This window comes from Catenuloplanes japonicus (assembly GCF_000717135.1).
Classification (GTDB): domain Bacteria; phylum Actinomycetota; class Actinomycetes; order Mycobacteriales; family Micromonosporaceae; genus Catenuloplanes; species Catenuloplanes japonicus.
Genome location: NZ_JNXY01000003.1, coordinates 84,528 through 110,839 on the forward strand (window position 1 = coordinate 84,528; position 26,312 = coordinate 110,839).

The following is a 26,312-nucleotide window of genomic DNA, read 5'->3' on the forward strand; positions in this document are numbered from 1 at the left end:
TCATCGTCGGCGTCGTACTCTGCGTGCAACCGGTTGTGCAACCGGTTGCACCGCCGACTATCACGCCAGAGACGGAAGAATGTCCAGGAAAACCGCCCTCCTCCTGCTGCCGGGGTTCGCGTTCCTCGCCGCCGGATTTCTCGTGCCCGCGGTGGCGATGCTGATCGCGCCGCCCGGCGAGGAGCCCACGGCGGTCCTCAGCCGGTTCGGCGAGATGATCACCGATCCGTACGAGCTGCGCATCATCGGCCGGACCGTCACGCTCGGCCTGATCGTCACCGCGCTCTGCGTCGGCCTCGGCTTCCCGATCGCGTATCTGCTGGCACGTAGCCAGGGCAGGTGGGGCGGCATCCTGCTCGCGCTCGCGATCTTCCCGCTGCTGCTCAGCAACGTGGTCCGCACGTTCGGCTGGCTGGTGCTGCTCGGCGCGAACGGCGCGATCGGCAAGCTGCTCACCGCGACCGGTCTGACCGACGACCCGCCGCAGATGCTCTACACGCCGCTGGCCGTCGTGCTCGGTCTCACCCAGCTGTTCCTGCCGCTGGCGATCATCTCCTGCTACTCCGCCGTGGCCCAGGTCGACCCGGGGCTGGACGACGCGGCGCGCGGGCTCGGCGCCGGCCGCACGCGGGCGTTCTGGAGCGTGGTGGTGCCGCTGTCCGGGCCCGGCATCGTGGTCGCGGCCACGCTGGTCTTCGCCGGATCGGTCACCGCGTACACCACGCCGTACCTGCTCGGCGGCTCCAGCCAGCGGATGCTCGCCACCCAGCTGTTCAGCTACGCGTCCGTGTCGGTCGACTGGGCGGCCGCGTCCGCCACCGCGCTGATCATGACGATCCTGGTCTTCGGCGTGTCCGGGCTCTCCGCGCTGGCCGGCCGCAGGGGAGCGACCGCGTGAGGGCGCGTCCGGTCGCGGCGAGCCTGGCCGTCCTCGGCTACATCATCATGATCGTGCCGATCCTGTTCGTGGTGGTGACCGCGTTCAGCGCCGGGCGCACGCTGCGATTCCCGCCGCAGGGCTTCTCGCTGACGTGGTTCGAGGCCGCGGTCACCTACGACCCGTTCATGGAGTCGCTGGTCTCCAGCCTCTACCTGGCGGCCGGCGCGACCGTGCTGGCGCTGCTGCTCGGCGTGCCGGCCACGATCGCGATCCACCGCGGGAAGATCCCCGGCAAGGGGCTGATCGAGGGGCTGTTCCTGAGCCCGCTGATCGTGCCGGAGCTGGTGGTCGGCCTCGCGCTCTACCAGCAGCTGATGATCGGGCTCGGGCTGGACAACCTGAGCACGCTGCTGCTCGGCCACACCGCGCTGCTGCTGCCCTACGCGGTCCGTGTCACCGGCGCGTCGCTCGCGCTCGCGGACCCGGCCGTGGAGGAGGCAGCGCGCGGGCTCGGCGCGGGCCCGGTGCGCGCGTTCCTCACGGTGACGCTGCCGCTGCTGCGCCCCGGCCTCTTCTCCGCCGCGCTGCTCGGCTTCGTCACGAGCTTCAACAACGTGCCGCTGTCACTGCTGCTGCAGGACCGGGAGTTCCGCACGCTGCCGGTGACGATGCTCGACTACGTCCAGCAGAGCTACAACCCGCGGATCGCCGCGATGGCCACGCTCATCCTCGCCGCGACCGTGGTGGTCGCCGTCATCGCGGAGCGCACCGTCGGCTTCGCCCGGATCTTCGGAGGAATCAACCAGTGAACCATTTTCAACCTGGCCGTGGGCCAGAGAGTGCCGGGCCGTCGCCCGGCGGCGGTGTGGCGGGCCCTCGCCAGGTTGAAAGAGGTTCAATGAGCCCCGCTGCCGAGTTCATCGGTGTCACCCAGCGGTTCGGTGACTTCACGGCCGTGGACGCGATCGACCTGGAGATCCCGGAAGGGAAGCTCACCACGCTGCTCGGGCCGTCCGGCTGCGGCAAGACCACGTCGCTGCGGATGCTGGCCGGATACAGCCGTCCCACGTCCGGCACGATCCGGATCCACGGCGTGGACAGCACGACGCTGCCGCCGGAGAAGCGCGGGCTGGGCATGGTCTTCCAGTCCTACGCGCTGTTCCCGCACCTGACCGTGGCCGAGAACGTGGGATACGGCCTCAAGCTGCGCAAGCTCCCCAGGGCCGCCGTACAGCAGAAAGTCGAGGAGACGCTCGAACTCGTCGGACTGGCGCACCTGCACAAGAGCAAGCCGAAGAAGCTCTCCGGCGGGCAGCAGCAACGCGTCGCGCTGGCCCGCGCGATCGCGATCCGCCCACGCCTGCTGCTGCTCGACGAGCCACTGTCCAACCTGGACGCCCGGCTGCGGGTGCAGATGCGCACGGAGCTGCGCCGCATCCAGGCGGAGACCGGACTGACCGTCGTGCTGGTCACGCACGATCAGGACGAGGCGCTGGAGATGTCCGACCTGATGGTGCTGATGCGCGGGGGGAAGATCATGCAGACCGGCACGCCGCGCGAGGTCTTCTCCCGGCCTGCCAACCGATTCGTCGCCGACTTCCTCGGCTACGAGAACTTCCTGACCGATCAAACACACACCTTCTCCACGGTACGGCCGGAGCACCTGATTCTCGGTGCGGCTTCCGACGGGAGCGCGGCGCTGCGCCTGGACGCCACCGTGGTCTCCACCGCCTACCGGGGCGTGGACCTGCTCGTCACGCTCGACGCGGTCGACGGCGCGGGGGAGACGGTCCGGCTGCTCGCCGACGTGCGCGCCGGTGACGGCGCCGGCCTGACGCCGGGCACGCGCACCACGGTCTCGGCGGCCGCGGCGCACCTCGTACCCATCGCGGCATAGCACTTGATCTTGCTTTTGACCCTGAGAAACACATTGTGAAACCCCTGGAAGGAAACATCATGCGCTCCATACGCCACGCCCTGCTGGCGGTCGGCACCGCCGCGGTCGTCGCGGCCACGGCCGGCTGCTCCGGCGGCGACTCCGGCACCGCCGCCGGCGACGCCGGAAAGCTCGTCCTGAGCACCTTCCCGTTCGGCGTGGAGGAGTTCACCGAGGCCGTGCTGGACCCGTTCACCGCGAAGACCGGCATCGAGGTCGAGGTCGAGACCGGCTCCAACGCGGACCGGCTCTCCCAGCTCCAGGTCGCCGGCGACAAGGCCGGCGCGGACGTCGTGCTGATCTCCGACTACTACGCGGCGCTGGGCCAGAAGGACAACCTGTTCCAGCGGGTGCCCGCGGACAGGGTGCCGAACCTCGGCCAGATCGCCGCGTTCGCCAAGGACGGCGCCTACTGGGGGCCGGCCTACAGCTACCAGCTCAACGGCATCGTCTACAGCACCGAGGCGATGAACGCGGAGGCGGCCTCGACGTGGGACGTGTTCGCGGGCGCGCACAAGGGCAAGGTCGCGCTGCCGGACATCTCCGTCACCGCGGGCCAGCTGATGATCTCCGGTGTGGCCGCCAGCTACGGCTCCGGGCCGTACGACGTGGACACCGCGTTCACGAAGCTCGGCGGCTGGAAGCCCGGCGTGCTGCAGTTCTACAGCTCCTCGACGGAGGTCACGAACCTGCTCACCCAGGGCGAGATCGTCGCGGCCGACACGCTCAACGGCTTCGCCACGAACCTGATCGCGGACGGCGAGAAGATCGCCTGGACGCCGCCGGCCACCGGCCGTTACATGGCCACGAACCGCGCGATGGTCTCCACGCACGCGGGCAACGCGGACAACGCGTACGCGTTCATCGACTACCTGCTCTCCGTCGAGGCGCAGACGAAGTCCGCCGAGCTGGTCGGCGACCTGCCGGTCAACCCGGGCGCGACCGTGCCGGCCACGCTCACCGCGGTCGTCGGCGACATCGCCAAGGACCCGGTCGCGGCCGGCTACACCGCGCTCGACCCGACCCAGCTCGTGCCGACGCGCAAGGACTGGGTCGACCGCTTCGCCCGCGAAGTCACCGGCGCCTGATGTTTTCGGCCGGGCTCCTTCTCGAAGGGCCCGGCCTTCTCCTGAACTTCGGATGGACATGTCTGACATCGACTATTTGCGGGCGATTCCCAAGGTGGAGTTGCACTGCCACCTGATCGGCACGGTCCGGTCCTCGACCTTCGCGGAGCTGGCCCGCCGCGCCAAGCTCGACCTTCCGGACACGCCGGAGCGCATCTACGCGGACATCAACTCGCTGCCGCCCGACCCGGCGCTCTACGCGAACACGCGCATCCCGGTGCCGCTGACCCGGTCCGCGGACGAGCCGGACGTGTCCTACTCGCTGTTCCGCGTCTCCGCGTGGGTGATCGAGGCGTTGCGGGACGCGGACGACCTGACCCGGATCGTGTACGAGGCGTTCGAGGACGCGCACGCCAACGGCGTACGCCACCTCGAAATGTCCTTCGACGAGGTCCCGTCACACCTCTCGGCCCTGGGCTACCGCGGTTCGGTCGAGGCCTATGCCGAGGGCATCCGGATGGCCGAGCGTGACTTCGGCATGTCCGGGCGGCTGCTGGCCGCGATCGACCGGTCCCGTTCCGGCGACGAAGCGCTGGCCCGGGTGCGGACGGTCGTGAACGACCCGCACGACTACGTGGTGGGCGTCGGGCTGGACAACCTGGAGACCGCGGGTCCGCCGGAGCGTTTCGCCGAGGCCTACCGGCTGGCCGGCGAGGCCGGTCTGCGGCGCACCGCGCACTCGTCCGAGCACGCGCCGATCGCGGCCAACACCATCACCTGTCTCGACGAGCTCGGCTGTGACCGGATCGACCACGGCTACTTCGTGCTGGAGGACGACGCGGTGGTGTCCCGGTTGCGACAGGAGAACACGCCGTTCCTTGTCGCATCGACCACGTCCCGCCGGTCCTGGCGGCCGTGGCGGCGCGCGTCGATCGCGGCGATGATCGAGGCCGGGCTGAACGTGATCCCGTGCGCGGACGACCCCGGCATGTTCCCCACCAGCCTCACCGAGGAGTACCGGATCCTGCACCAGGAGCTGGGCGTGCCGCGTGAGCGGCTGCACGCGATGGCACTGTCCGGTGTGGACGCGTGCTGGTTGCCGGCGGCGGAGAAGGCGGCACTGCGGGCACGCTTCGCAAAGGAACTGGCGGCGCTCTGAGCGTTCCCCCATAATCGGCCGGTCGCAAGGTCGATCATGGGGGATCCCGACATGTCTCGTTTGACCGGTGCGGTCGCGTTCGCGCTCGCCACGGTGCTGCTGACCACCGCCGCCTCTCAAGAACAACCCACCACCTCCTCGCCGGTACGGACAGGGAGCGCGGTCACCGACTCCCGTGCCACGGTTCCGGCGCCGGCCCCGCAGGCCAAGGGCGTCCCGGCCACCTCGTCCGGCGCCGCCGCGGTCGCTCCACCCGGCGCCGCCGCGGTCGAACTGCCCGGCGGCGCGCCGGTCGCCGACGCCGTCCCGGCCGGACGGCAGTCCTCGGTCGTCGCCGAGAGCGGTTGCAACGGCGGCCTCGTGGAGTTCGGGACGCTGATCTCCTGCGATGCGATCACCGGCGCCGAACGGCACGTCTACACGCTGACCACCACGAAGCCGGGGCCGATCTCCTACCGGTACGTGGAGGGGCGCGGCGTCCGGGACGCCGTGCTGAGCGCGTTGATCACGAACGCGGCGGGCCAGTCCGTGTGCGGGCCGAGCAACACGTCGATCACGACCTGCGATCCAGGTCCCGCCGGGACGTACACGCTGACGGTGAAGGTCTACTCGGGAAGCGGCACCGGGAAGTACTCCATCATGGTCGACTACGCGTTCGACCCGGTGCGGCCCTGCCGAACCCTTGACGAGGGCTTCCACGCCTTCGGCGCGCCCGGCGTCACCGGCGTGCTCGACTACCGGACCATCGGTGACTGCTTCACGATCACCCAGCCGGAGGGGAGCCGTCTGCTGTCCGCCGACGGCGGCAACGGGAACCCGGCCGTGCCGATGACCGTGTGGGCCGCCGATCACCACAAGATCTGCTCGGTGGGGGCCGGCCAGAACTATCCCGACAGAATCTGCACGCTGGCCGGGCCCGGACCGTACTTCGCGGTCGTGGATCAGTTCTTCAACGAGCCGATCGCGTACACCCTGCGACTTCCTCGACTGTCGAACCCGGTCGGTTGCGCGGAGCTTCCGGTCGGCGGATTCGGCGAGCAGGGCCTGCAGACCCGGGACGGTGTCGCGGACGGTGATCTGGCCAACTGCCACACGGTCACCGCGCGGGCCGGCAACCACCTGATCCGCGTCCTCAGCGCCGGTAACCCCCGCTGGGTGCTGCACGACCTGGCCGGCACGGAGATCTGCCGGGAGTGGAAGATCCGGACCTGCACGCTCCCCGCCGACGGCACCTACACGCTGCTGGTGACGGACCTCGGCTCGGCACCCGCCGCCTATCAGGCCGGGGTGACCAGCCTCGACGGTGTCACGGGCTGTGCGGCCCCGGTCCCGCCCGGCTTCGACGTGCCCGCGACCCGCGGCATACTCGCCTCGGCGCCGCAGGTGAACTGCCACGTGATCGACGCGAGGCCCGGAGACCGGGTCCTCACGACCTCCACCGGGACCGGCTACACCGGGATCGACCACCAGACCCGGATCGAGATCGTCGACGGCGCCGGGACCGCGCAGTGCGTGCCCGCCGCCGACCCGTGCGTGTTCACCGGATCCGGTCCGTACCGGGTGATCGCCACGCCGCTGACCTGGTCGGCCGGTCACTGGTACGACGTGCGGGTGTCCCGGGTCAACGGCGCCACCGGATGCCGCGAGGTGGTGCCGGGCGCCTACGGCACGGCGGGAAAGGCCGCCGACGGGTACTGCCGCACGCTGCGGATCCCGGCCACCGGCTTCTACAAGACCAGGATGTTCACCCCGTACAACGTCTACACCACCGGCTCGATCTACGACGCGGCCGGCAACGTCGTCTGCGCGCTCGGCAAGCTGGACTGCTACTACCCGGCGGCCGGCACCTACACGGCGGTCGTCACACCCGAGCGCTACCTGGAGACGGAGTACGAATGGGTCACCGTGCTGCTGTCGCGGGCGTCCGCCGCGGGCTGCGTGGACGTCCCGGACCAGGGCACGTCGACGTACCGCGGTAGCTTCACCCAGGTCGGCGAGTACGACTGCCTGCGCCTGCCCACCCCGGAGGGCGCCGCGATCGCGGCCGCGCTGCCGGACGACGCGCTCATGGCCCGGTCGCACCTGGACGGCCTGCTGGTCGACGCGTCCGGCGCGGTCCAGTGTGACCTCGAGACGCTGCGCACCTCGTCCTGCCTGCCCTACGGGCCGGCGCCGTTCCGCCTCCTGCTCAACTGGACGTATCAGCAGCCCGCCGACACCTACGCGATCTCGTTCATCCGGGTGGACGGCGGTGCGAACGCCTGCGAGCCGCTCCCGTCCGGCGATCCGGGCCTGACGGTCGCGGCGACCAGGAGCCGGAACCTGGGTTGCGTGACCGTCCCGGCCGGCGCGCACGCGGCGACCGAGAAGATCCAGTGGCGGCGGCTGAGCAACGCGGGCGACACGACCGTCCGGGTGTTCGACGCGGCCGGCGAGCAGGTGTGCCAGACCAAGACCGCGTCCGCCTTCGGCGAGCTGTCCTGTGCGCTGCCGGCCGGCGCCGCGACCGTGGTGCTGGCGCCGGACGACCGGGACGCGAGCTACCGGGTGAGCCGCAAGCCGGCCTGACCTCGCACGTGCGTGATCCCCGTGGTCAGCCGGCCACGGGGACCACCGGCTCGGCGAAGAGCCAGGTGTCGTACTCCTCCGTGGTGACCGCACACCACGCGCTCCCGTCCACCGCCATCGCCACGAACTCGGGATCCCCGGCGCCGTCGTCGCACAACCGGTCGATCCGGAAGGGGACGTCGCCGGTGCGGACCTCCAGCCAGGGCAGGCCGCCGTCGATCGAGAGCAGGAAGCGGCCGCCCGCGCCGATCGTGCCGTTCGCGGTCGCGAGCCGCAGCCAGGCCTCGCCCACCTCGTCGAAACGCTCGTCGGGAATGCGGATCAACGGTTCGCCGAAGCGCTTCCACATCTCTCTCGGTCCGGGAAGCCCGGCCGGTGCGGAGAACTCACCGACGACGAGGCCGGCGTCGGCCGCCGCGTCCCTGATCAGGGCCGGGTCCACGGGCACGATGCTCAGTCTCCGCTCGGGTAGAAGTAGTGGTGCTTGCCGTCGAGTTGACGGTAGCGCTGCGCGCCGCCCGGTTCGAACGGGCGCCCGGACCAGCCGAAGTCGACGCCGGTCTCGTCCGCGCTGCTCTTCGGCCGGCCCGCGTGGAAGTGCGGGCTGGCCGCGTTCGGGTCGTTGGTGTGCTCGACGATCACCCGGGAGCCGTTGTCGGTCTCGTACTGGCGGTAGTAGCCGTGCCCGCCGGGGTCGTCGGAGTACCGGTACCCGTCCGTGCCCCGCCGGTCCCGGTCGTCGCCCACCTCCCAAGACAGGTCCGGCTCGGTGTCCGGGTCGATGCCGGCCCGCTCGAAGATCGCGGCCTCGGCCTCGGCCCGGCTGGTGAACGGCCGGTTGTCGATGCAGTCGGCCTTCGCCAGGCCGAGCGGGTCGATCTCGACCGTGGGGTTGCCGACGTAGGCGACCGGGTTCGGCGACGGCGCCAGGCCCAGCGGGTCCCGGGACAGGTAGCGGGCCGTGGCCGGGTCGTAGTAGCGCTGGTGGTTGTAGTGGTGGCCGGTCTCCGGGTCGTGGTACTGGCCGGCGAGCCGCAGCCGGCAGTCCGCGCCGTCCGTGCTCACCGACGTGGTCGTGCCCCAGATGGTGCTGGTCATGCGCCAGGCGACCTCGCCGTCCGGCGTGACCAGGTGGGTGGGCGCGCCGGCCAGGTTCGCCACGATGAGGTGGAAGCGGCGGTCGATCTCCGTCTGGGACGCGCCGGCCAGCCAGTGCCGTGCGGTCTGGACGATCGGCGTGTACGTCCCCGGCTGATACTCCCAGGTCGTCGCCGTACTCCCGGCCGGGCCGTGGTGGATCTCCTCGGCCGTCCGGTTGCCGTCCCACACGAAGTCGGTCTGTTCCGCGACCGAACCGTCCTCGGCCAGGCGGTACTTGGCGGTCCGCCGGCCCATCGGGTCGTACCGGTAGGACCAGATCGTGCCGTCCGGCGTGCGGACGCCGGCCAGCCGGTCCTCGCTGTTCCAGGTGTAGTGCCAGGTCGCGGGCTTCTCCGAGTGGCGGGCCCGCTGGCGCAGGATCACCCGGCCCGCGGCGTCGTGCTCGTAACGGTAGCGGCCCGCGCGCAGCACCCGGGTCCCGGCATACTCACGGTCGCCCCGAGCGTCGTCCTCCGGGTCTTCCCAGTCCGCGCTGGTGACGTTGCCGGTGACGTCGTAGGCGTACCGCTCGGTCCAGGTCTCGGCCGTGGCCACTCCGACGATCCGGCCGGCCCGGTCCAGGCTCATCGCGCGGGTGGCACCGGTCTCGTCCGCTATCGCGGTGACCAGCCCGTCCGGGCGGTACGCGTACCCGGCGTGCGTCACCAGGTCCGTGCCGGCCCACAGGGTCCGCGCGATGATCCGCCCGGCCGGGTCGTGCGCGGTGCGCAGCGTGTTCGCGCCGAGCACGCTCTCGATCTGCCGCCCGGCCGCGTCGTGCGTGAACGCCAGCTCGCGGCCGTCGACGGTCAGACCCACCGGCAGCGGCCCGTCCGCGTACCGCCACTGCGACACCACGCCGCTCGGCGTGGTCCGGGTGAGGCGGCGGCCCGCGGCGTCGTAGGTGAACGTGATCGTGCGCCCGTCCGCGGTCTCGGACAGCAGCCGCCCGGCCGCGTCGTAGGAGCGGGCCAGCCGGGCCGTGCCCGACTCCGCGGTGAGCAGCCGGCCGGCCGCGTCGTACGTGTAGTCGGCGCGCCCGTCCGGCCGGATCCTGCTGGTCACGCGCCCGCCGGCGTCCCGTTCCACGCGCAGGTCGTCGCGTGCGATGAGCCGCCCGTCCAGGTCGTAGCCGTAGGTCACGGTCCGGCCGTCGAAGTCGGTCTCGGAGACCAGGTTGCCGCCCGGATCGTAGGCGTAGCGCCAGGTCTGGCCGAGCGGGTTGCGCACCTCGGTCAGCCGCAGCTGCGCGTCGTAGGCGAACGTGATCCTGGCCCCGTCCGGATCGGTCCGCGCCGCCAGCAGGTCGAATCCGGTGTACTCCAGCCGGGTGACCGCGCCGGCCGGGCCGGTGTGCTCGCGCAGGTTGCCCTCGGCGTCGTACCGCCAGGTCTCCACCGAACCGTCCGGCCTGGTCCGGGACGCCGGCTGCCCGTCGCGGGTGTAGGTCGTGGTGGTGACCGCGCCGTCCGCCTCGGTCACCCGGATCACCCGCCCGGCCGCATCCCGGTCGTAGGTCACGCCGCCGATCCGCACCGGCAGGCCCGCGCCGTCGCTGACCACGCGGACCGTGGTGCCCGCCGGATCCGTGACGGACGCGAGGTGGCCGGCGCCGTCGTAGCCGTACCGGGTGGTGCCGCCGAGCACGTCGGTCACGGTGCTGCGGCGGCCGCGCTCGTCGTAGCCGAACCGGCGGGTGGCGCCGTCCGCGCCGGTCAACGCCGTGATCAGGCCGTCCGGGCCGTACTCCGCGGTCGCGGTCGCGCCGTCCGGCGAGACGACCTCGACCAGGTTGCCGCGCGCGTCGTAGGCCATGCGGGTGCGCCGACCGGCCGGTGACGACTCGGCGACCAGACGGCCGTCGTCGTCCCACTCGCGCAGCGTGGTGCCGCCGCGCGCGTCGGTCACCCGCACGATCCGGTACCGCGCGTCGTAGGCGTAGACCGTGTCGTGCCCGAGCGCGTCCGTGACCGTGGTGGTGCGCGCCTCGTCGTCGTAGGCGAAGCGGGTGGCGAGGAACCCGGCGGACCCGTCGGAGCTGACACACCGGCCGCGCGCGTCGTAGCGGTAGCCGTACGAGTGCGCGTTCCGGTCGGTCCACCGCGCGAGGCGGCCGTCGTTGTCGTAGGTGTACCGCATCGCGCGGCCGGAGCCGTTGACGTGCGCGCTGACCTGACGGTCCTGGTCGTACCGGTACCGCGCGACGACCTGCCCGCCCACGGACAGCGCGGTGACCCGGTCCTCGGCCCAGCCGACCTCGACCCGGTAGCCGCCGCTGTGCGTCAGCGCGCGGATCAGCCCGTCGTTGCCGGCGTCCGCGACGATCCGGTCACCGCCGGCGTGCACGATCTCGGACAACGGCAGCCGTCCGTCACCGGCCCGGAAACGCCACCGGGTGCCGTTCTGCGGGTCCGTCACCACCAGCGCGCCCGGCTCCGCGGTCAGCGGCCAGCGCGGCCCGGTCGCCGGATGCACGGGAAGATCCCCGGCGGGTACGCCCGGGTAGATCAGGATCATGCCGTCCTGCGCCACGAACAGCACACCGTGCGCGTCGATCTCCAGCCGCACGTCCAGCGTCGAGGCCCAGCTGTGGCCGAACGCGCGCCCGGCCGCGTAGACGGACTGGTGGGTGCGGCGCAGCACCAGCGGCAGCACGCCGGGCAGCTCGACGTCGGTCTCCGTCATGATCACCCGGCCGGTGACCACGTCCACCGGGTCGCCGGCGGTGGTGTTGCGGTCGGTCTCCCGCCCGTACCCGTCCGGATCGTTGCGGGCCTCGCCGGCCGGGTTCGCATCCTCGCCCCGGCCCGGCTGCCGTCCGCCGGGCCTGTTCCGCCCGGCGCCCGGACCGCTGCTCCCCGCGGGTGCGCGGCCGACGTCCGCCTCGGCACGGGCAAGGCGCTGACCACCGGCGATGCTTTCCGCACGGCCGCCACCGGACCCGCGACGCCGTGGTGACGACGACCCGTCGCCGCCGTCACCACCGTCACCGCCGTGCGGTCCTCTTGGTCTCGCCATGCCGCCCCACCCGTGATCGCCGATCGCTGCGGGGACGATCCTAGGCGAACCGCTACAGGTGGACCTTCAGGCTGCTCGGGCCGCGCATCATGCCGCCCGGGATCCACGGGATCTCGTCCAGCGGGCCGGTCGCGCGCAGGTCCGGGAAGCGGCGCAGCAGCGAGCCGATCGCGGTCGCGGCCTCGATCCGGGCCAGTGGCGCGCCCAGGCAGTGGTGGATGCCGTGGCCGAACGCGAGGTGCCGCGGCGTCGCGCGCGCGACGTCGAGCGTGTCCGTGGGCGCGCCGTCCTGCTGCGGCGTGTCCCGGCTGGCCGAGCCGAGCGCGACCACCAGCACGTCGCCGCGCGCGATCGTGACACCGTCGAGGTCGATGTCCTCGTGGGCGTAGCGGAACGTGGACTGTTCCACGGACGGGTCGTACCGCAGGAACTCCTCGACCGCGTTCTGGATCAGCTCCGGGTGCTCGCGCAGCACCGCGGCCTGCTCCGGCGCGCGCAGCAGCGCCACCACCGCGTTGCCGATCAGGTTGACGGTGGTGTCGTGCCCGGCCACCACCAGCAGTGCGGCCGTGCCGATCAGCTCCTCGCGGGTCAGCCGGCCGTCCTCCTCGTTGGACTGCTGGGCCAGCGCGGAGAGCAGGTCGTCGCCGGGCGTCTCCCGCTTGCGGTCGACGAGCGCCGCCAGATATCCGGTCAGGCTGGCGGTGGCGGCGCGCTGCTCCTCGGACGGCGGGCTCAGTGCGAGGCTGGTCCACGCGCGGAACTCGCCGCGCTCCGCGCCCTCGGGCACGCCCAGCAGCTCGCAGATCACGGTGACCGGCAGCGGCTCGGTGAACGCCTGGACCAGGTCGACGGTCGGAAGCGGCGCCATCGCGTCCAGCAACTCGTCCGTGATCTGCTGCACGCGCGGCGCGAGATCCTGGCTGCGGCGCGGGCTGAACGCGCCCGCGACCAGGCGGCGCAGGCGGGTGTGCGCGGGCGGGTCCGACTCGAGCATGTTGCCGCCGAGCCCGACGCCGGCCTGGTGCACGGTGAACCCGAGCGCGGCCAGCGACGCCTGCGCCGGCGCCGGGTCCTTGCGCAGTGCGGGGTGGGTCAGCGCGGTGCGGGCCGCCTCGTGGCCGACCACGATCCAGGCCTCGACCCCGCTGGTCAGCCGCGCCCGGTGCACCGGGCCGTGTTTACGCAGCTCCGCGTACCGATTGGGGGAATCGGCCTTGAACTCGGGGGTGATCGCGAACATGGAAAATCCTCTCGACCGTCGATCGTGCACAGTGGAGACGAGCGGAACGGCTTCCAGGTTCAGCGACAATTCACATTCTATTGTCAGGCTGCTTTCAGGAACGGGAAAAGCCCGGCCGACAATTGTCGGCCGGGCCCTCCGTCATTGCAGGTTAATGCGTCAGCACGCGTACGCGGTCGGCTCCGCCGCCCAGCGGTTCAGGTGGCTCCAGGTGATCGGGCCGACGCGGCCGTCGACACCGATTCCGACGCAGCGCTGGAACTTGCGCACCGCGGCGTCCGTGAGGCCGCCGAAGTCGCCGTCCTCGTCGAGGTTCGTGTTCCGCATCGCGTAGTTGAGCTCGCACTGCACCTGCCGGACCGCGGTGCCGGCGCTGCCGCGGTAGACCTCCGGCTGGCTGCTCGTGTACTCACAGCGGCCGCTGATGATGGCCGCCTGGGCCGGCGTGGCCACGACGCCGCTCAGGGCGAAGGTGGCGAGTCCGGCGACGAGAAGGGCGGCACCGCGCCCAGCGGCCTTGCGGGTTCCCGTGTTCATGATCGATCTTTCCCCGTTCCCCGTAGATGATTACCGGATTTTCAGTGGCTCAGGTCAATCATTTGGCGCGCCGGGAAGGACACTAAACGCATTCCCGTCGTCCATTCAAGACGTTTGCACTATCCGAAAACCCGGCATTACGGGGCGTGGAATTTATTATTGACGTGCCATTGTCAATGGGCATTCGAGCGTGATCTAAATAGCGAGCGTGTGGCGTTTTCGCATTTTTGATGATCTAGCTAGTCCTGTTTCATGATTTCGTCGTGCCGCGTGCTCATGCGGTGAAGAGCACCACGGCCACGCCCAGGATCGCGGCGCCGAACACGCCGTAGACCACGGGCAGCACGAACCGCGTCACCAGATCGACGCCCAGCTCACGGCGGCGCGACAGCAGCACCACCAGCGGCAGACCCACCAGGTAGGACAATTCAAGACCCCAGGCCGCGAGGGTACGGGTCCCCGTAGCCGCCCCGAAGGAGTCCGCGAGCCAGCCGCCCAGCAGGTAGGGCCACCCCAGCACGACGATGCCCAGACAGAGCGCCGCCACCACGGCGCCGATCGCGCCGATACCGCCACCGCTTGCTCGTGCCATGTCCGGTCCGCCGATCAGCTGTAGAGGTCGCGGCCGTACCGCGTGGCCAGGTCCCGGTACGCGGTCGCATAGGCCTCCGCGCCCAGGCCGGTCGAGGGGGCCGGCGAGTCCGGCGCGCCGAGCGCGTCCAGTGCCACCCGGGTGCGCCGGGCCGCGTCGCCCAGCGCGATCTCCCGCAGCAGGCTCGCGCCGGTCTCCGCCGCCGCGTGCAGCGACCCGAGGTGCCGCTTCACGTCGCGGTCCAGCTCCGCCCAGAGCGCGTCCGCCCGCTCGCCCTGCTGCCGCGCCGCCAGCACCGCCGGCGAGTCCTGCGGCAGTCCGGCGTCGTCGTGCCGGTCGATGCCGTTCCAGATCTCCCGCAGTCGCTGCCGCTGCACCAGCACCGCCGCCAGGTCCCGCACCGCGTTCCCGAGCAGCACCCCGGTCCCGTCCCCCAGGTTCAGCGCGGCCCGATCCGCCCAGATCCGCTCCGTCAGCCGCAGCCCACGATCCAGATCGTCCCGCTCCTCGGCCGAGGTCAGCACGATCACGTCATCGGCGGCCGGCTCGCGGGCGGAGCCGGCGTGGATCAGGGCGGCCAGGCGGTTCGTCCGGTGGTAGGCGACGCCGGTCCAGGCGAACGCGGCCAGCAGCGCCAGGCAGGCGATCCGCGCCGGGACCAGCAGGTCGGCGACCGTGAACACGGCGCAGAGCAGCCCGAGGCCGAGCACGGTGACGACCCGCGCGGTCAGCAGGTTGCCGTGCCGCCCGAGCCGGTTGCCGGCGGGCGGGGAGACCTCGACGAGCCAGCCCCGGCGGGTACGCCGCCCGCCCGGCACGGCCACGGACCGGCCGGACACGATCGTGCGGTCGGCGTCCGACAGCAGCCAGGTCTGCGATGCCACCGGAACCCCTCCCACCGAAGTGCCGGGCGCGGAGCGCCTGCGGCCGACCAACACGAGTGCCGGTCAATCGGTGCGCCCGGCCCTCGCCGGAGGTGTTGTGGCCTGGCTCACAAACCGCCGGCCTGGCTCACCACCGCCGGCCGGGTTCGGAGCCGCCGGCCCGGCTCACCATCGCGCGGATTCGGTCAGCCGCCGCAGGCGTGCCTCGTCGTCCGAGCCGGGCGCTGCGGTCAGGATCACGATCTTCAGCTCCGCGTCGCCGTCCGTGACCACGTCGCAGTCGACCGTGATCGGCCCGTCCGGATGATCGATGATCTTGTGTTCCTCCCGGTGCGCGCCGACCGCCCCCTCGGCCCACAGCGCCGCGAACCGGGCATTCCCCTCGGACAGCGCCCGGACCAGCACGGCCAGCCGCCGGCTCCGCGGAAACCGCCCGGTGGCCCGCCGCAGGTCCGACACGATCGCCGCCTCCACCGACCCACCGCTCAGCGACGTCACCCGCCGCCGCGACAGCCACGGCCCGGCGGTGCCGGCCGCGGCAGCGGCGTCCGGGACGGTGCGGGCCCGGGTCGCCTCGGCCGGGGGCGTGTCGCCCGGACCGGCGCAGGCCGGGGGCGTGTCGCCCGGACCAGCGCAGGCCGGGGGCGTGTCGCCCGGACCGGCGTCGGCCGGGAGCGCGTCGGCCGGGATCGGGCCGGTGAGCGGGTCGCCGATCGGGAACACCTCGCGGGCGAAGTTGCGCAGTTCGGGTGGCGCGGCGGCCGGGTCGCCGAGCAGTTCGGCCCAGGTCCGGTTCCATCGGATCAGCTGCCAGTCCGCCGCGAAGATCGCCACGGCGGCGCCGCCGAGCCGGTCGGCCATGCGCGCGAGGCCGGCCGGGACCCGGTCGGAGACCTCCGCGCGCGACGGCGGGACCAGGCCGGCCAGCCGGTGCAGGTGGTCGCGCTCCGCGTCGGTGAGCTGCAGCGCACGGGCCAGCGCGCCCACGACCTGCGCGGACGGCGTGGTGAACCGCCCCTGCTCCAGCCGCACCACGTAGTCGATCGAGACGCCGGCCAGCTGGGCCAGCTCCTCGCGGCGCAGACCGGGCGCACGTCGCGCGAGCCCGCGCGGCAGGCCGGCCGCGGCGGGGGAGAGGCGGTCACGCCACGACCGGAGCGTCACACCAAGCGTCGGTATCGGAGCCGGGTCCAGTCCGGGTGCCGCCTGGACGCGCGGCACGGGCGTGTCGCCGGCCGACGACCGCGCCGGCCGGTCCTGCGCCGCTCGGTCCTGCGCCGCTCGGTCCTGAGGCGGCCGGTCCTGCGCCGTGCCGTCCTGCGGAGGCCGGTCCTGCGGCGGCACGGCCGCGCCGCGGTCCAGGTCCCACGCCGGTACCGGCCCTGGTGCGCTCATGCGATCGATTGTGCCGCGCGGCGGCGTACCCATGGTGGTAAGGATCTTCCCTGGTCGTCGCGGGCCGGCGGGGCGAGTGTTCGGGGCATGACCATCACGTTCATCACCGGGGCCAACAAGGGCCTCGGCCGGGAGACCGCCCGCCGGCTCGTGGAGGCGGGACACACCGTGCTGCTCGGCGCCCGTGACCAGGAGGCCGGCACCGCAGCCGCGGAGGCGCTCGGTGCCCGGTTCGTCCGGATCGACGTCACGGACGAGGAGTCGGTCCGGGCGGCCGCGGCCGACGTCGAGGCGCACGAGGGCGCGCTCGACGTCTTGATCAACAACGCCGGGATCCACGGGCCGTTCGGCGACCCGAGCACGCTGACCGGCGCGCAGGTGCTGGCCGTGCTGGACGTCAACGTGGCCGGCGCGGTGCGCGTCTCCACCGCGTTCCTGCCGCTGCTCAAGCGCTCGGCGGACCCGGTGATCATCAACGTCAGCAGCGCGATGGGTGATCTCGGGGCCACGCACGACCCGGCCCGGCCGGAGTCCGGCGCGATCACGCCGGTCTACTCCGCGTCCAAGGCGGCGCTGACCATGCTGACCGCGATCTACGCGAAGGCGCTGCCCGGCATCCGGATCAACGCGGCCGACCCGGGCTACACCGCGACGGACCTGAACGGGCACAGCGGCCACCAGACCGTCACCGAGGGCACGGACGCGGTCGTGGCGCTGGCCACGGAGGGTCCGGGTCACCGGTCGGGCCGGTTTGTCGCGCGGGACGAGGAGATCATCTGGTGAGACGGGAAAATCGCCCAATAGTGGTTAAGTCAACCACTCACCGGTGATTTTCTGGATCTTGTTGATCGGAGCGGCCCCGGGCTGCGTACCTCCAGCAGACGGCCCCTGAAAAGCGGGCGCGGACGACTGTTGGGGGTAGAGAGAACAGTGGCGCAGGGACCGCCGACGACCTCATGGGTACGGTACGACGACACCGGGGGCGGCGCACGCCGATCCTCCCGCGGCAACGACAACGACGATCGCGGCGGCCGGGGCGGCTACGACGACCGCGCGGGCTACGAGGAGCGTGGCGGCTACGACGAGCGCGGCGCGTACGAGGCCCGCCGGTACGACCAGCCCGCTGCCGCCTGGGAGGCCGGCTCCGGCGCGTACCAGCAGGCCGGCGGCTACCAGACCGGTGGCTACCAGCAGGTGCGCGGCCGGGAGCGGTCCGGCGGTGACCAGCGGTCCGGCGGTGACCAGTCGTGGCGCCGTCAGCCGCAGGACGGCTACGACGACGCGCCCGCCGCCGGCCGCTACCGCAACGACACCCGGACCGTGGACGCGCCCGGTGACGAGCCTGCCAACCCCTTCAGTGGCAACCGGCTCTTCACCGTCCTGCTGTTCCTGTCCGGGCTGGGCGCCAGCGTGTCGCTCTGGATCTTCGACACGCAGCCGGGCGCGATCAACGACCTGCCGACGCTGATGCTGGCGATCGGGCGGATCACCGGCCTGATCGGCGGCTACCTGCTCTTCATCCAGCTGCTGATGATGAGCCGCGCCTCCTGGCTGGAGGACTGGGTCGGCGCCCGCGACCTGCTGCGCTGGCACCGCTGGCTCGGCACGTCGCTGTGCGTGTTCGTGGTCGCGCACATCGTCTTCATCGTCTACGGCTACGCGCTGACGGCCGAGACGGACGTGGTCAGTCAGACCCTCACGATCATCACCACGTTCCCGAAGATGATCGAGGCGCTGGCCGCCACCGGCATCATGATCTTCATCAGCCTGATCTCGATCCGTGGCCTGCGACGGCTGCTGCCGTACGAGATCTGGCACGGCATCCACCTCAGCGCGTACCTGATCCTGCTGCTCGGCTACGGCCACCAGGTCGCCACCGGCGCGGACCTCAGCGGGAAGTTCGCCTCGTACTTCTGGCCCGGACTGACCGCGCTGGTCATCTCCGCCGTGGTCTGGGGCCGGATCATCGAGCCGCTCTGGATGAACCTCCGGCACCGGTTCGAGGTCGTCGAGGTGGTCAGCGAGGGCCGCAACAGCTTCTCCGTGTACGTCGACGGGCGCGGCCTGGAGAAGCTCGGCGCGCAGGGCGGCCAGTTCATGCGCTGGCGCTTCCTGGCCGGCGGCGCGTGGTGGCAGTCGCACCCGTTCTCGCTCTCCGCCGCGCCGAACGCGCAGTGGCTGCGCCTCACCGTCACCGCGGTCGGGCGCTACACGGAGAACCTGAAGGAGCTGCAGCCCGGCACACGGGTGTGGCTGCAGGGGCCGTACGGCACGTTCACGGCGGAGCGGCGTACCCAGAAGCGCGGGCTGCTCATCGCGGGCGGCAGCGGCATCGCGCCGATCCGCGCGCTGCTGGAGGAGATGCCGGCCGGGACGATCGTCATCTACCGGGCCGGGCGCCAGGACGAGGTGGTGTTCCGCGACGAGCTGGAGGACCTGGCCCGCAAGCGCGGCGCGCAGGTGTTCTACGTGGTCGGCTCGCGCAACGAGCCCGGCCCGCGACGGCTGTTCACCACGGACGGCATGCAGGAGCTGGTGCCGGACGTGGCACGGCGTGACGTCTACCTGTGCGGGCCGCCCGGACTGGTCGACGCGGCCGTGGACACGCTGCGGCAGCTGGAGGTCCCGAAGAGCCAGATTCACCTCGACCCGTTCGAGTTCTGAACCTCCGGGAGCTCACGCCCGTACCCCCTGATGACCTTGTTTTTGACGTTAAGGAGATCGTCCGGTGCGACGCAGTACCGCAGCAGTCCTCGGCACCCTGACCGGCGTTGCGATGATCGCCGGCGTCCGGATGACCGTGCCCACGCAGATCGTGCCGGTGGCGGAGGACGCCCCCGCCGATGCGCCCGCCGACGCCCCGGCCGATGACGACGCCGCGCCGGCCGACCAGGGCGGCGCCGCCCCGGCCGGTGACGAGGACGAGGGTGGCGACGGCGGCGGCGCCGCATCGGACACCGGCCTGACCGACGGCACGTTCAAGGGCACGGGTGCGAAGAACGCCTACGGCACGATCCAGGTCACGATCACGGTCAAGGGCGGCAAGATCACGGCCGCGGACGCGACCTACCCGACGGCCGGCAACAGCGCCACGATCAACCCGGCCGCGATCAAGAAGCTCAACGCGTCCGCGCTCAAGGCGGAGAACGGCGACGACGTCGACGCGGTCTCCGGCGCCACGTTCACCACCGGCTCCTACCGCGAATCGCTGCAGTCCGCGCTGGACAAGGCGAAGGTCTGAGTTCGGATGCGCCACGTCGAGCAGGTGATGGGCACCGCGGTCAGCATCGAGCTGGCCGACGACCGTCCGGACGAGGAGCTGCGCGCTCTGGTGGCGGACGTGTGCGGGTGGCTGCACGAGGTCGACGCGCGCTTCAGCACGTACAAAGAGGACAGTGAGGTCAGCCGCCTGCGCCGCGGCGAGCTGACCTATGCCGACAGCCACCCGGATCTGCAGCACGTGCTCGGCGCGTGCGCCGATCTGTGGCGCGCCACGGACGGCTACTTCGACGCCTACGCCGGCGGCACGATCGATCCTTCCGGGTACGTCAAGGGGTGGTCGGTGGAGGTCGCCTCCGCGAGGCTGGCGGCCGCGGGCTGTCACACGCACTACATCGGCGCGGGCGGCGACATCCGCGCGCGCGGCGACCGGGTGTGGCGCGTCGGCGTCCGGCACCCGTGGCAGGCGGACAAGGTCGCCTGGAAGCTGGCGGTGACGGACGGCGCGGTGGCCACCTCCGGCACGTACGAGCGCGGCGGCCACGTCATCAACCCGAGGACCGGGCGGCCCGCGACGTTCCTGCGCTCGGTGACCGTGGTCGGCCCGGATCTCACGCTCGCGGACGTCCATGCCACGACCGCGCTGGCGATGGAGTCCGAGGCACTGTCCTATCTGGAGAAGCTGACCGCCGAGGGGTACGAGTCCGCCGCCGTCACCGAGGACGGCCAGGCCTTCACCACACCGGACCTGCCGGTCGTCGCCTGATCACGCTGGGTGGATCTCGCGGGCGGAAAACCGTGACGCGGTGTGAAGAAGATCCGATGGACGGACTAAGATTTCTCAATGCATCTGGAGCCCGGACAACTGCGCCTGCTGTCCCTCATCAGCCGGCACAGCTCCACATCGGCCGCCGCGAGCGAACTGCGGATCACCCCGACCGAGGTCGCGCAGCAGCTCGCCCGCGCCGAGCGGGACTGCGGCGTTCCCCTGGTCAGGCGCGGTCCGCGCGGTGAGTCCCTGACCGCGGCCGGCCACTTGCTGGCCCGCCACGGCAGCGAGATCGACCGCCACACCGCCCAGGCCACCGCCGGGCTGGAAGAGCTGCTGGGCAGGATGTCGATGCGCCTGCGCCTCGGCGCGTCCCAGACCGCGGCCATGCACCTGCTGCCGCCCGCGCTCCACGGCCTGCGCCACCACCACCCGGACGCGGACCTGTCCGTCGTGGACCTCACCACCGACCAGGCCGTGCCGATGGTCGACGACGGCGAGCTGGACCTCGCCGTCATCGCCACCTGGGACGGGCCGCCGAAGGCGTCGGACCACATCACGCTGCACCCGCTGATCACGGACCCGCTGGTGGTCGTGCTGCCGGAGTCGCACCCGCTCGCGGCCACGGACAGCGCGATCGGCCTGGAGCAGCTGCACGCGGAGCCGTGGGTGGCGATCTCGCCGGGTGCGGACGCGCGCGAGCACTTCGATCGGGCCACGGCCGCGGCCGGCTATCGTCCGGACATCCGGTTCCAGGCCGCGTCCTACGACGTCGCCCAGGCCTTCGTGGCCACCGGCGCGGGTGTGACGCTGGTGCCGAGGCTCGCGCTGACCAACACGGCCGGCATCACGCACCGTGAGCTGGAGGCGTCGGATCTGCAGCGCACGCTGTACGCGGTGACGCTCGCGGACACCCGGCTGGCGCCGCTCACCGACACGTTCCTGCACCTGCTGCACGACTCCGCGGCCGGACTGTCCAACCGCTAGGTTCAGGCGAACGCCAGCACGAAAGCGAGACCGCGCTCGTAGTACTCGTCCTCGTCCGGCAGGTACAGGAAGTAGTCCGCGGTTTCGGTCAGGTGCGGAAACGTCTCCGGCGGCAGCGACTTCAGCCGGGCGCGCTTCGCCGCAACGAGCTTCTCGCGAATCGCGGTGTTGTGGACCTCGACGTCGCCGGGACGGTTGAGCACCAGGCTGGTGACCGCGTTGATCATGATGGAGCTGAACTGCGCCGCGGCGACGCCGGAGTGGCCGGCCGCGCGCAGCAGCCCGAGGATGCGCTCGCCGATCTCGAGGCCGATGTCCGTGCGCATGAACCGGACCGGCGTGATCCCGGCGAGCGACGGGTGCGCGCGCAGCACGGCCAGCACCGCGGCGACGATCGAGCGCAGGTCGCCGCTCTCCGCCAGGCGCGGGTCGATCTCGGTGAACATGTGCTCGACCAGCGCGTCGAGCAGCGCTTCCTTGTCCTTGAAGTGCCAGTAGAGCGCCATCGGCGTGACGTTCAGCTCCGCGGCGATCTTCCGGAGCGAGAGCGCGTCGAGGCCCTCGCGGTCGGACAGCGCGAGCGCGAGGGTCAGGATCTGGCCGCGGTCGAGCCGCGCGGAGGCGGGTGGGCGAGGACTCACACTTTACACCGTACAGGGGGCGGGTCTATGGTGCTGAACTGTACGGCGTAAATTTACGCCGTACAGTTAACGCTGTGGAGGTACGCGTCATGGCACAGACTGTGCTCATCACCGGAAGCTCGTCCGGCATCGGCCGGCGCGCGGCCGAACGGTTCCTCGCCGAGGGCTGGAACGTCGTGGCCACGCTGCGCGACCCGTCCGCCTGGGACGGCATCCCCGACGGCCGCCTGCTGATCCACGCGCTCGACGTGCGCGACGAGGCGTCCGTCGAGGCGGCCGTGGCCGCGGGCGTGGAGCGCTTCGGCCGCCTCGACTGCGTGGTCAACAACGCGGGCGCGGGCCTGTTCGCCGTCTTCGAGGGCACCCCGCAGGCGGTGGTCGAAGACCTCTTCGAGACCAACGTGTACGGCCCGATGCGCGTCATCCGCGCCGCGCTGCCCCACTTCCACCGTCAGGGCGGGGGCCGGATCGTCAACGTCACGTCCACGAGCGCGACCGTCCCGCAGTCGCTCCAGGCCGTCTACACCGCGACCAAGAGCGCGCTGGACGGCTTCTCCGAGGCGGTCGACCACGAGCTGCGCACCCGCAACGTCGACGTGAAGATCGTGGTCCCCGGCTTCGTACCCAGCACCAACTTCGTCGCCCAGAACTACACGCGCTTCGCGAAGGTCCAGACCCCGCCGGAGTACGCGTCCTACCTCCAGCAGCGGATCGCCGTGTTCGACGCGGAGATCCCGGCCGGCTACGTCGCCACCGAGGTCCAGGCCGCGGCCGCGGTGTTCGAGGCGGCCACCGACACCACGGGCCGGCTGCGCTTCCGCGTCGGTCAGGACGCGTTCGGCGCCGCCACGAGCCGCCGCCTCCCCGACGCCGACTACGAGTCCTGGCGCCGGTCCACGTTCGACACACCCTGCCCGAGCTGACCGTTCTCCGGCCCCGGATGCGTCCGGGGCCGCAGCTCGGCCTGCGCTACCGCTGCCGGTGAGCCCTGCGGGAACTCCGGAGACAATCTGCCCGGCGGCGCAGGCTTCAAGCGGCTGTCAACACCCGCGTACCACCATGATCGCCATGACCATCACCGCCGGCCCGCTGCCGACCCGGTCCGGATTCCAGATCAGGGTGCGCGACGCGGGACTTGACGACCTTGAGGGCGTGAACGCGTTGCATGCCCGCTGCTCGGCCGCGACCCGACGCGCGCGGTACCTGGCCAGCCGCACCAGGCTGACGCTGCGGGAGTGGCAGCGGCTGACGGATCCGGCGCGCGGTCACTGCCTGCTGGCGTTCGCGCCGTGGGCGATGGGCGATCCGATCGGGTACGCCACGCTGTCCCGCACCGCCGAGCCGGGCGAGCGGGAGGTGGCCGTGCTGGTCGAGGATCTGTGGCAGGAGGTCGGCGTGGGCACGGCGCTGGTGGCCCACCTGACGCGGCTCGCGGTCCGGGACGGCGCCGGGACGCTGGTCGCCTATGCGGGCGCGCGCAACGAGCGGGCGATGCGCATGTTCCAGCGTCTCGGCGCGGACGTCACGGTCACGCAGGGTGAGATCCGGGCGCACCTGCCGGTGTGATCACGCTGTCCAGGATGGTGGTGCGCGCGTCACGGGGGCGCCAGCCGAGCGCCTTCGCCCGGTCGTTGTGGATGACCGGCCGCCGCGGCTCGTCGCCGGGGGCCTCGGTGACCTGCCGGCCCAGCACGGCCGCGACGTCCACGTAGCTGGTCGCCGGGTCGTCGCTGACGGCCAGGAATCGCCGCCCGGCGGCCTCGGGCGCGGCCATCACGCGCAGATGCAGGTCCGCGACGTCGCGCACGTCCACGATGCCGAACCGGGCCCGGGGCACGACCGGCATCGTGCCGTCGAGCAGGGCCTTGATGAGCTGCAAGGACGAGCCGGCCGTGGTGGTCAGCGCCGGCCCGAGCATGAACGTCGGATTGACCACGGCCAGCTCCACGCCGTCGACCTCCCACGCGGCCCGCTCCGCGATCGTCTTCGACCGCGGGTAGGGCGCCAGGCCCGGCGTGTCCGGATCGGTCCAGTCGTCCTCGGTGAAGTCCGGGACCGGCTTGGGCGAGTAGCCGACCGCCGCGAACGACGAGGTCAGCACGGTCCGGCGGACGCCGGCGTCGCGCGCGGCCCGCAGCACCCGCAGCGTGCCCTCGCGGGCCGGGACGATCAGGTCGTCCGGGTTGTCCGGCTGCGCGGCGGGGATCGGCGAGGCGACGTGGTGGACCTCCGCGACGCCGTCCATCGCGGCGGCCCACCCGTCGTCGTGCAGCAGGTCCGCGACGACCACGGAGAGTCGCGCGTCGTCCGCGCCGCCACGCCGGACCGCGTCGCGCACGTCCGCCTCACGGGCCGCCGACCGGACCGTGGCCCGCACCGCCTTGCCCTCGCGCAGCAGCGCCGCGACCAGGTGCGTCGCGAGATAGCCGGACCCGCCGGTGACCAGGGTTTCCATGTGTTCCATGCACCCAGCTCACCAGCCCTCAAGCGCTTGAGGTCAAGTCCTACCGGTGCGGCACCTGACCCAAGGTCACGATCAGGAGCATCACACGGTACGCCTCCGGCAGGTCCCGCGCCGTGAACGAGATCGTCCGCCCGCCCGGCAGCCGCTCCACGCCCGGGACCAGCGTCGCCAGATCGACGGTGGCACCCCAGACGTCCATCTCCAGCGTCACCGGCCCCCAGATCCGGAACGGCGTGATCTCGGCCGCGCGCCGGGTCGCCTCGATCGCGCCCGCGCGCAACCGCTCGCGGGCCACGGCCGGGTGCAGGGTGACGGCCGCGGCCTGGCCGAGCGCCTCCTTGACCGGCACCGCGACCGTGTCCGGCGACAGTTCGGCCAGTTCGGCGCAGGCCGCGTCGTCGCCGGCGATCAGCGCGACCGGTGCGCCGTGGTGGCCGGCCATCGCCGCGTTGAAGCCGATCTCGCCGAACGTCCGCCCGTTCATCCGCGCGGACAGCACGCCGTCGCTCATCGTGTGGGCCAGCACGGCCGGTCCGGCCCCCGCCCGCGCGTGGTAGCCGACGAACATCACCGCGTCCGTGCTCTCGTCGAGGCCGCCCAGCATGCCGAGCGGGCGGGGGCGGCCGCGGACGAGTCGTACCCTCCGGTCAAGGTCTTCGGTAATGATGTTCCGGAACGGCCCGTGCGCGTCCGCGACCAGTACGTCCGCGTCCGGCTGTGCTTCCAGGACGCCGTCGATCACGGCGTTGACCTCGGCGGTCATCAGCGCGCGGCCACGCGCGTAGTCATACTTGTCCGGATTCGTCTCCGTGGTGTGCACGACGCCGGAGACGCCTTCCATGTCGGCCGAGATCAGAATGCGCATGACCCTCTCCTACCCGAGTTGTGCGAGGTCGTCGGCGGTGAGCCGGATCCCGGCCGCCGCCATGTTCTCCCGCAGGTGGACGTCGCTGCCGGTGCCGGGGATGGCGAGCACGTGCGGCCCTTGGTGCAGCGTCCACGCGAGACGGATCTGCTGCGGCGTGGCCCCATGATCGCGCGCGATCCTCCGTACCGTGGGATCGCTCTGGATCTGCGCCCCTGACTCCCGGCCGGGGCCGGCCAGCGCGAAGAACGGCACGAACGCGATGCCCCGCTCCCCGCAGACGCGCAGCATGTCGTCGTTGCGCCGCAGATCCAGCGCGTAACTGTTCTGCACGCAGACGACCGGCGCGATCGCGGACGCGTCGTCGAGGTGCGCGATCCGCGCGTTCGACAGGCCGAGCTGACCGATCAGCCCCTCGTCACGCATGGCCGCCAGCGCCGCGAACTGCGCGGCCGACTCCTCTCGCCCGAGCCCGGTGAGCCGCAGATTCACCAGGTCCAGCCGCTCCACGCCGAGCCGCCTCAGGTTCTCCTCCACCTGCGCGCGCAGGTGCCGCGGAGTCGCCGCCGTCACCCACCGGCCGTCCGCGTCGATGCCGGGCCCGACCTTGGTGGCGACAAGCAGACTCCGGGGGTACGGCGAGAGCGCGTCCCGGATCAGCTCCGTGGCATATCGGACCGGCCCGCTCCCGCCGCCGATCACCCCGCCCGGCGAGAAGTAGAACGCCGCCGTGTCGATGTGGTCCACCCCGAGCTCGACGGCTTGCCTGAGCAGTGCTTTCGCCGCCTCGGTGTCCGGATCCCGGGTAATCCGCATCGACCCGAAGCCCACCCTGCCGACCGTCCGATCACCCAGCTGCCAGGTCACCCGATCATCCTGCCACGCTTTCCCGGGTGCGGATTTCAGGAAAGACTGGGAGGGTGCCACGCACGTGGTCGCCACCCTCGG

24 protein-coding genes are annotated in these 26,312 nt (G+C 71.9%); 13 read left to right on the forward strand and 11 right to left on the reverse strand.

Annotated features, from left to right (window positions below; translation table 11 throughout):
* The first annotated feature begins 79 nt into the window (after window positions 1–79).
* The 6 genes from OP04_RS06070 to OP04_RS06095 all read left to right on the forward strand — a co-directional run bounded on the left by OP04_RS06070 (window position 80) and on the right by OP04_RS06095 (window position 7,610).
* A complete protein-coding gene (locus tag OP04_RS06070; protein ID WP_033338530.1) occupies window positions 80–898 on the forward strand; it encodes an ABC transporter permease in 819 nt (272 codons plus the stop codon).
* Window positions 895–1,689 carry an ABC transporter permease gene (locus tag OP04_RS06075; protein ID WP_198153741.1) on the forward strand — a complete coding sequence of 265 codons (795 nt, stop codon included), beginning with the start codon at window positions 895–897 and terminating at the stop codon, window positions 1,687–1,689. The genes OP04_RS06070 and OP04_RS06075 overlap by 4 nt, the downstream gene beginning before the upstream one ends.
* An 89-nt stretch (window positions 1,690–1,778) precedes the next feature.
* On the forward strand, window positions 1,779–2,777 hold the full coding sequence (locus tag OP04_RS06080) for an ABC transporter ATP-binding protein (protein ID WP_033338531.1): 999 nt from the start codon (window positions 1,779–1,781) through the stop codon (window positions 2,775–2,777).
* Between the two features lie 59 nt (window positions 2,778–2,836).
* Window positions 2,837–3,904: an extracellular solute-binding protein gene (locus tag OP04_RS06085; RefSeq protein WP_051797173.1), complete on the forward strand. Its 1,068-nt coding sequence runs from the start codon at window positions 2,837–2,839 to the stop codon at window positions 3,902–3,904.
* Between the two features lie 58 nt (window positions 3,905–3,962).
* A complete protein-coding gene (locus tag OP04_RS06090) occupies window positions 3,963–5,042 on the forward strand; it encodes an adenosine deaminase family protein (RefSeq protein ID WP_063746559.1) in 1,080 nt (359 codons plus the stop codon).
* Window positions 5,043–5,093: 51 nt separating this feature from the next.
* On the forward strand, window positions 5,094–7,610 hold the full coding sequence (locus OP04_RS06095; protein WP_157239349.1) for a hypothetical protein: 2,517 nt from the start codon (window positions 5,094–5,096) through the stop codon (window positions 7,608–7,610).
* Window positions 7,611–7,635: 25 nt separating this feature from the next.
* Here OP04_RS06095 and OP04_RS06100 read toward each other — a convergent pair whose 3' ends face one another.
* The 7 genes from OP04_RS06100 to OP04_RS55465 all read right to left on the reverse strand — a co-directional run bounded on the left by OP04_RS06100 (window position 7,636) and on the right by OP04_RS55465 (window position 16,419).
* Entirely contained in the window at window positions 7,636–8,058 is a 423-nt protein-coding gene (locus OP04_RS06100; protein ID WP_157239351.1) for a hypothetical protein, read from the reverse strand.
* A 5-nt stretch (window positions 8,059–8,063) separates the two neighbouring features.
* Window positions 8,064–11,768, reverse strand: coding sequence for a DUF6531 domain-containing protein (locus tag OP04_RS06105; protein WP_051797174.1), 3,705 nt, complete (start codon window positions 11,766–11,768; stop codon window positions 8,064–8,066).
* A gap of 52 nt (window positions 11,769–11,820) precedes the next feature.
* Window positions 11,821–13,011 carry a cytochrome P450 family protein gene (locus tag OP04_RS06110; protein ID WP_051797175.1) on the reverse strand — a complete coding sequence of 397 codons (1,191 nt, stop codon included), beginning with the start codon at window positions 13,009–13,011 and terminating at the stop codon, window positions 11,821–11,823.
* Between the two features lie 159 nt (window positions 13,012–13,170).
* Entirely contained in the window at window positions 13,171–13,548 is a 378-nt protein-coding gene (locus tag OP04_RS06115; protein ID WP_051797176.1) for a peptidoglycan-binding domain-containing protein, read from the reverse strand.
* A 274-nt stretch (window positions 13,549–13,822) separates the two neighbouring features.
* Window positions 13,823–14,140, reverse strand: a complete 318-nt coding sequence (locus tag OP04_RS06120) for a hypothetical protein (protein ID WP_033338534.1) — start codon at window positions 14,138–14,140, stop codon at window positions 13,823–13,825.
* A 14-nt stretch (window positions 14,141–14,154) separates the two neighbouring features.
* On the reverse strand, window positions 14,155–15,024 hold the full coding sequence (locus OP04_RS06125) for a hypothetical protein (RefSeq protein WP_033338535.1): 870 nt from the start codon (window positions 15,022–15,024) through the stop codon (window positions 14,155–14,157).
* A 165-nt stretch (window positions 15,025–15,189) separates the two neighbouring features.
* Complete coding sequence (locus OP04_RS55465) at window positions 15,190–16,419, reverse strand: helix-turn-helix transcriptional regulator (RefSeq protein WP_232323494.1); 1,230 nt, start codon at window positions 16,417–16,419, stop codon at window positions 15,190–15,192.
* Window positions 16,420–16,506: 87 nt separating this feature from the next.
* Here OP04_RS55465 and OP04_RS06135 point away from each other — a divergent pair, with 87 nt between their 5' ends.
* The 5 genes from OP04_RS06135 to OP04_RS06155 all read left to right on the forward strand — a co-directional run bounded on the left by OP04_RS06135 (window position 16,507) and on the right by OP04_RS06155 (window position 21,394).
* Window positions 16,507–17,202: an SDR family NAD(P)-dependent oxidoreductase gene (locus OP04_RS06135; RefSeq protein ID WP_033338536.1), complete on the forward strand. Its 696-nt coding sequence runs from the start codon at window positions 16,507–16,509 to the stop codon at window positions 17,200–17,202.
* 147 nt (window positions 17,203–17,349) lie between these two features.
* Window positions 17,350–19,083, forward strand: a complete 1,734-nt coding sequence (locus tag OP04_RS06140) for a ferredoxin reductase family protein (RefSeq protein WP_232323495.1) — start codon at window positions 17,350–17,352, stop codon at window positions 19,081–19,083.
* A 64-nt stretch (window positions 19,084–19,147) separates the two neighbouring features.
* Complete coding sequence (locus tag OP04_RS06145; protein WP_033338537.1) at window positions 19,148–19,660, forward strand: FMN-binding protein; 513 nt, start codon at window positions 19,148–19,150, stop codon at window positions 19,658–19,660.
* A 6-nt stretch (window positions 19,661–19,666) separates the two neighbouring features.
* Window positions 19,667–20,404, forward strand: a complete 738-nt coding sequence (locus OP04_RS06150) for an FAD:protein FMN transferase (protein ID WP_232323496.1) — start codon at window positions 19,667–19,669, stop codon at window positions 20,402–20,404.
* A 78-nt stretch (window positions 20,405–20,482) separates the two neighbouring features.
* A complete protein-coding gene (locus OP04_RS06155) occupies window positions 20,483–21,394 on the forward strand; it encodes a LysR family transcriptional regulator (protein ID WP_051797177.1) in 912 nt (303 codons plus the stop codon).
* A 2-nt stretch (window positions 21,395–21,396) separates the two neighbouring features.
* On the opposite strand, the gene OP04_RS06165 is transcribed toward OP04_RS06155, so the two are convergent.
* The gene (locus OP04_RS06165; RefSeq protein WP_033338538.1) at window positions 21,397–22,035 is read right to left on the reverse strand and encodes a TetR/AcrR family transcriptional regulator; all 639 of its coding nucleotides are present in this window, start codon (window positions 22,033–22,035) and stop codon (window positions 21,397–21,399) included.
* A gap of 89 nt (window positions 22,036–22,124) precedes the next feature.
* Between OP04_RS06165 and OP04_RS06170 the strand changes: the two genes are divergently transcribed.
* A complete protein-coding gene (locus OP04_RS06170) occupies window positions 22,125–22,958 on the forward strand; it encodes an SDR family NAD(P)-dependent oxidoreductase (protein WP_033338539.1) in 834 nt (277 codons plus the stop codon).
* A gap of 145 nt (window positions 22,959–23,103) precedes the next feature.
* Entirely contained in the window at window positions 23,104–23,601 is a 498-nt protein-coding gene (locus OP04_RS06175) for a GNAT family N-acetyltransferase (RefSeq protein WP_051797178.1), read from the forward strand.
* On the opposite strand, the gene OP04_RS06180 is transcribed toward OP04_RS06175, so the two are convergent.
* From OP04_RS06180 to OP04_RS06190, 3 genes are read right to left on the reverse strand one after another with little or no spacing between them, the layout of a single operon-like run.
* Window positions 23,564–24,499 (reverse strand): NAD-dependent epimerase/dehydratase family protein, encoded by a 936-nt coding sequence (locus OP04_RS06180; RefSeq protein ID WP_033338540.1) that lies wholly within the window; start codon window positions 24,497–24,499, stop codon window positions 23,564–23,566. The two genes, OP04_RS06175 and OP04_RS06180, sit on opposite strands and share 38 nt — an antisense overlap.
* Before the next feature lie 40 nt (window positions 24,500–24,539).
* Entirely contained in the window at window positions 24,540–25,364 is an 825-nt protein-coding gene (locus OP04_RS06185) for a M55 family metallopeptidase (protein WP_033338541.1), read from the reverse strand.
* 9 nt (window positions 25,365–25,373) lie between these two features.
* Window positions 25,374–26,231, reverse strand: coding sequence for an aldo/keto reductase (locus OP04_RS06190; protein ID WP_033338542.1), 858 nt, complete (start codon window positions 26,229–26,231; stop codon window positions 25,374–25,376).
* Window positions 26,232–26,312: the final 81 nt, after the last annotated feature.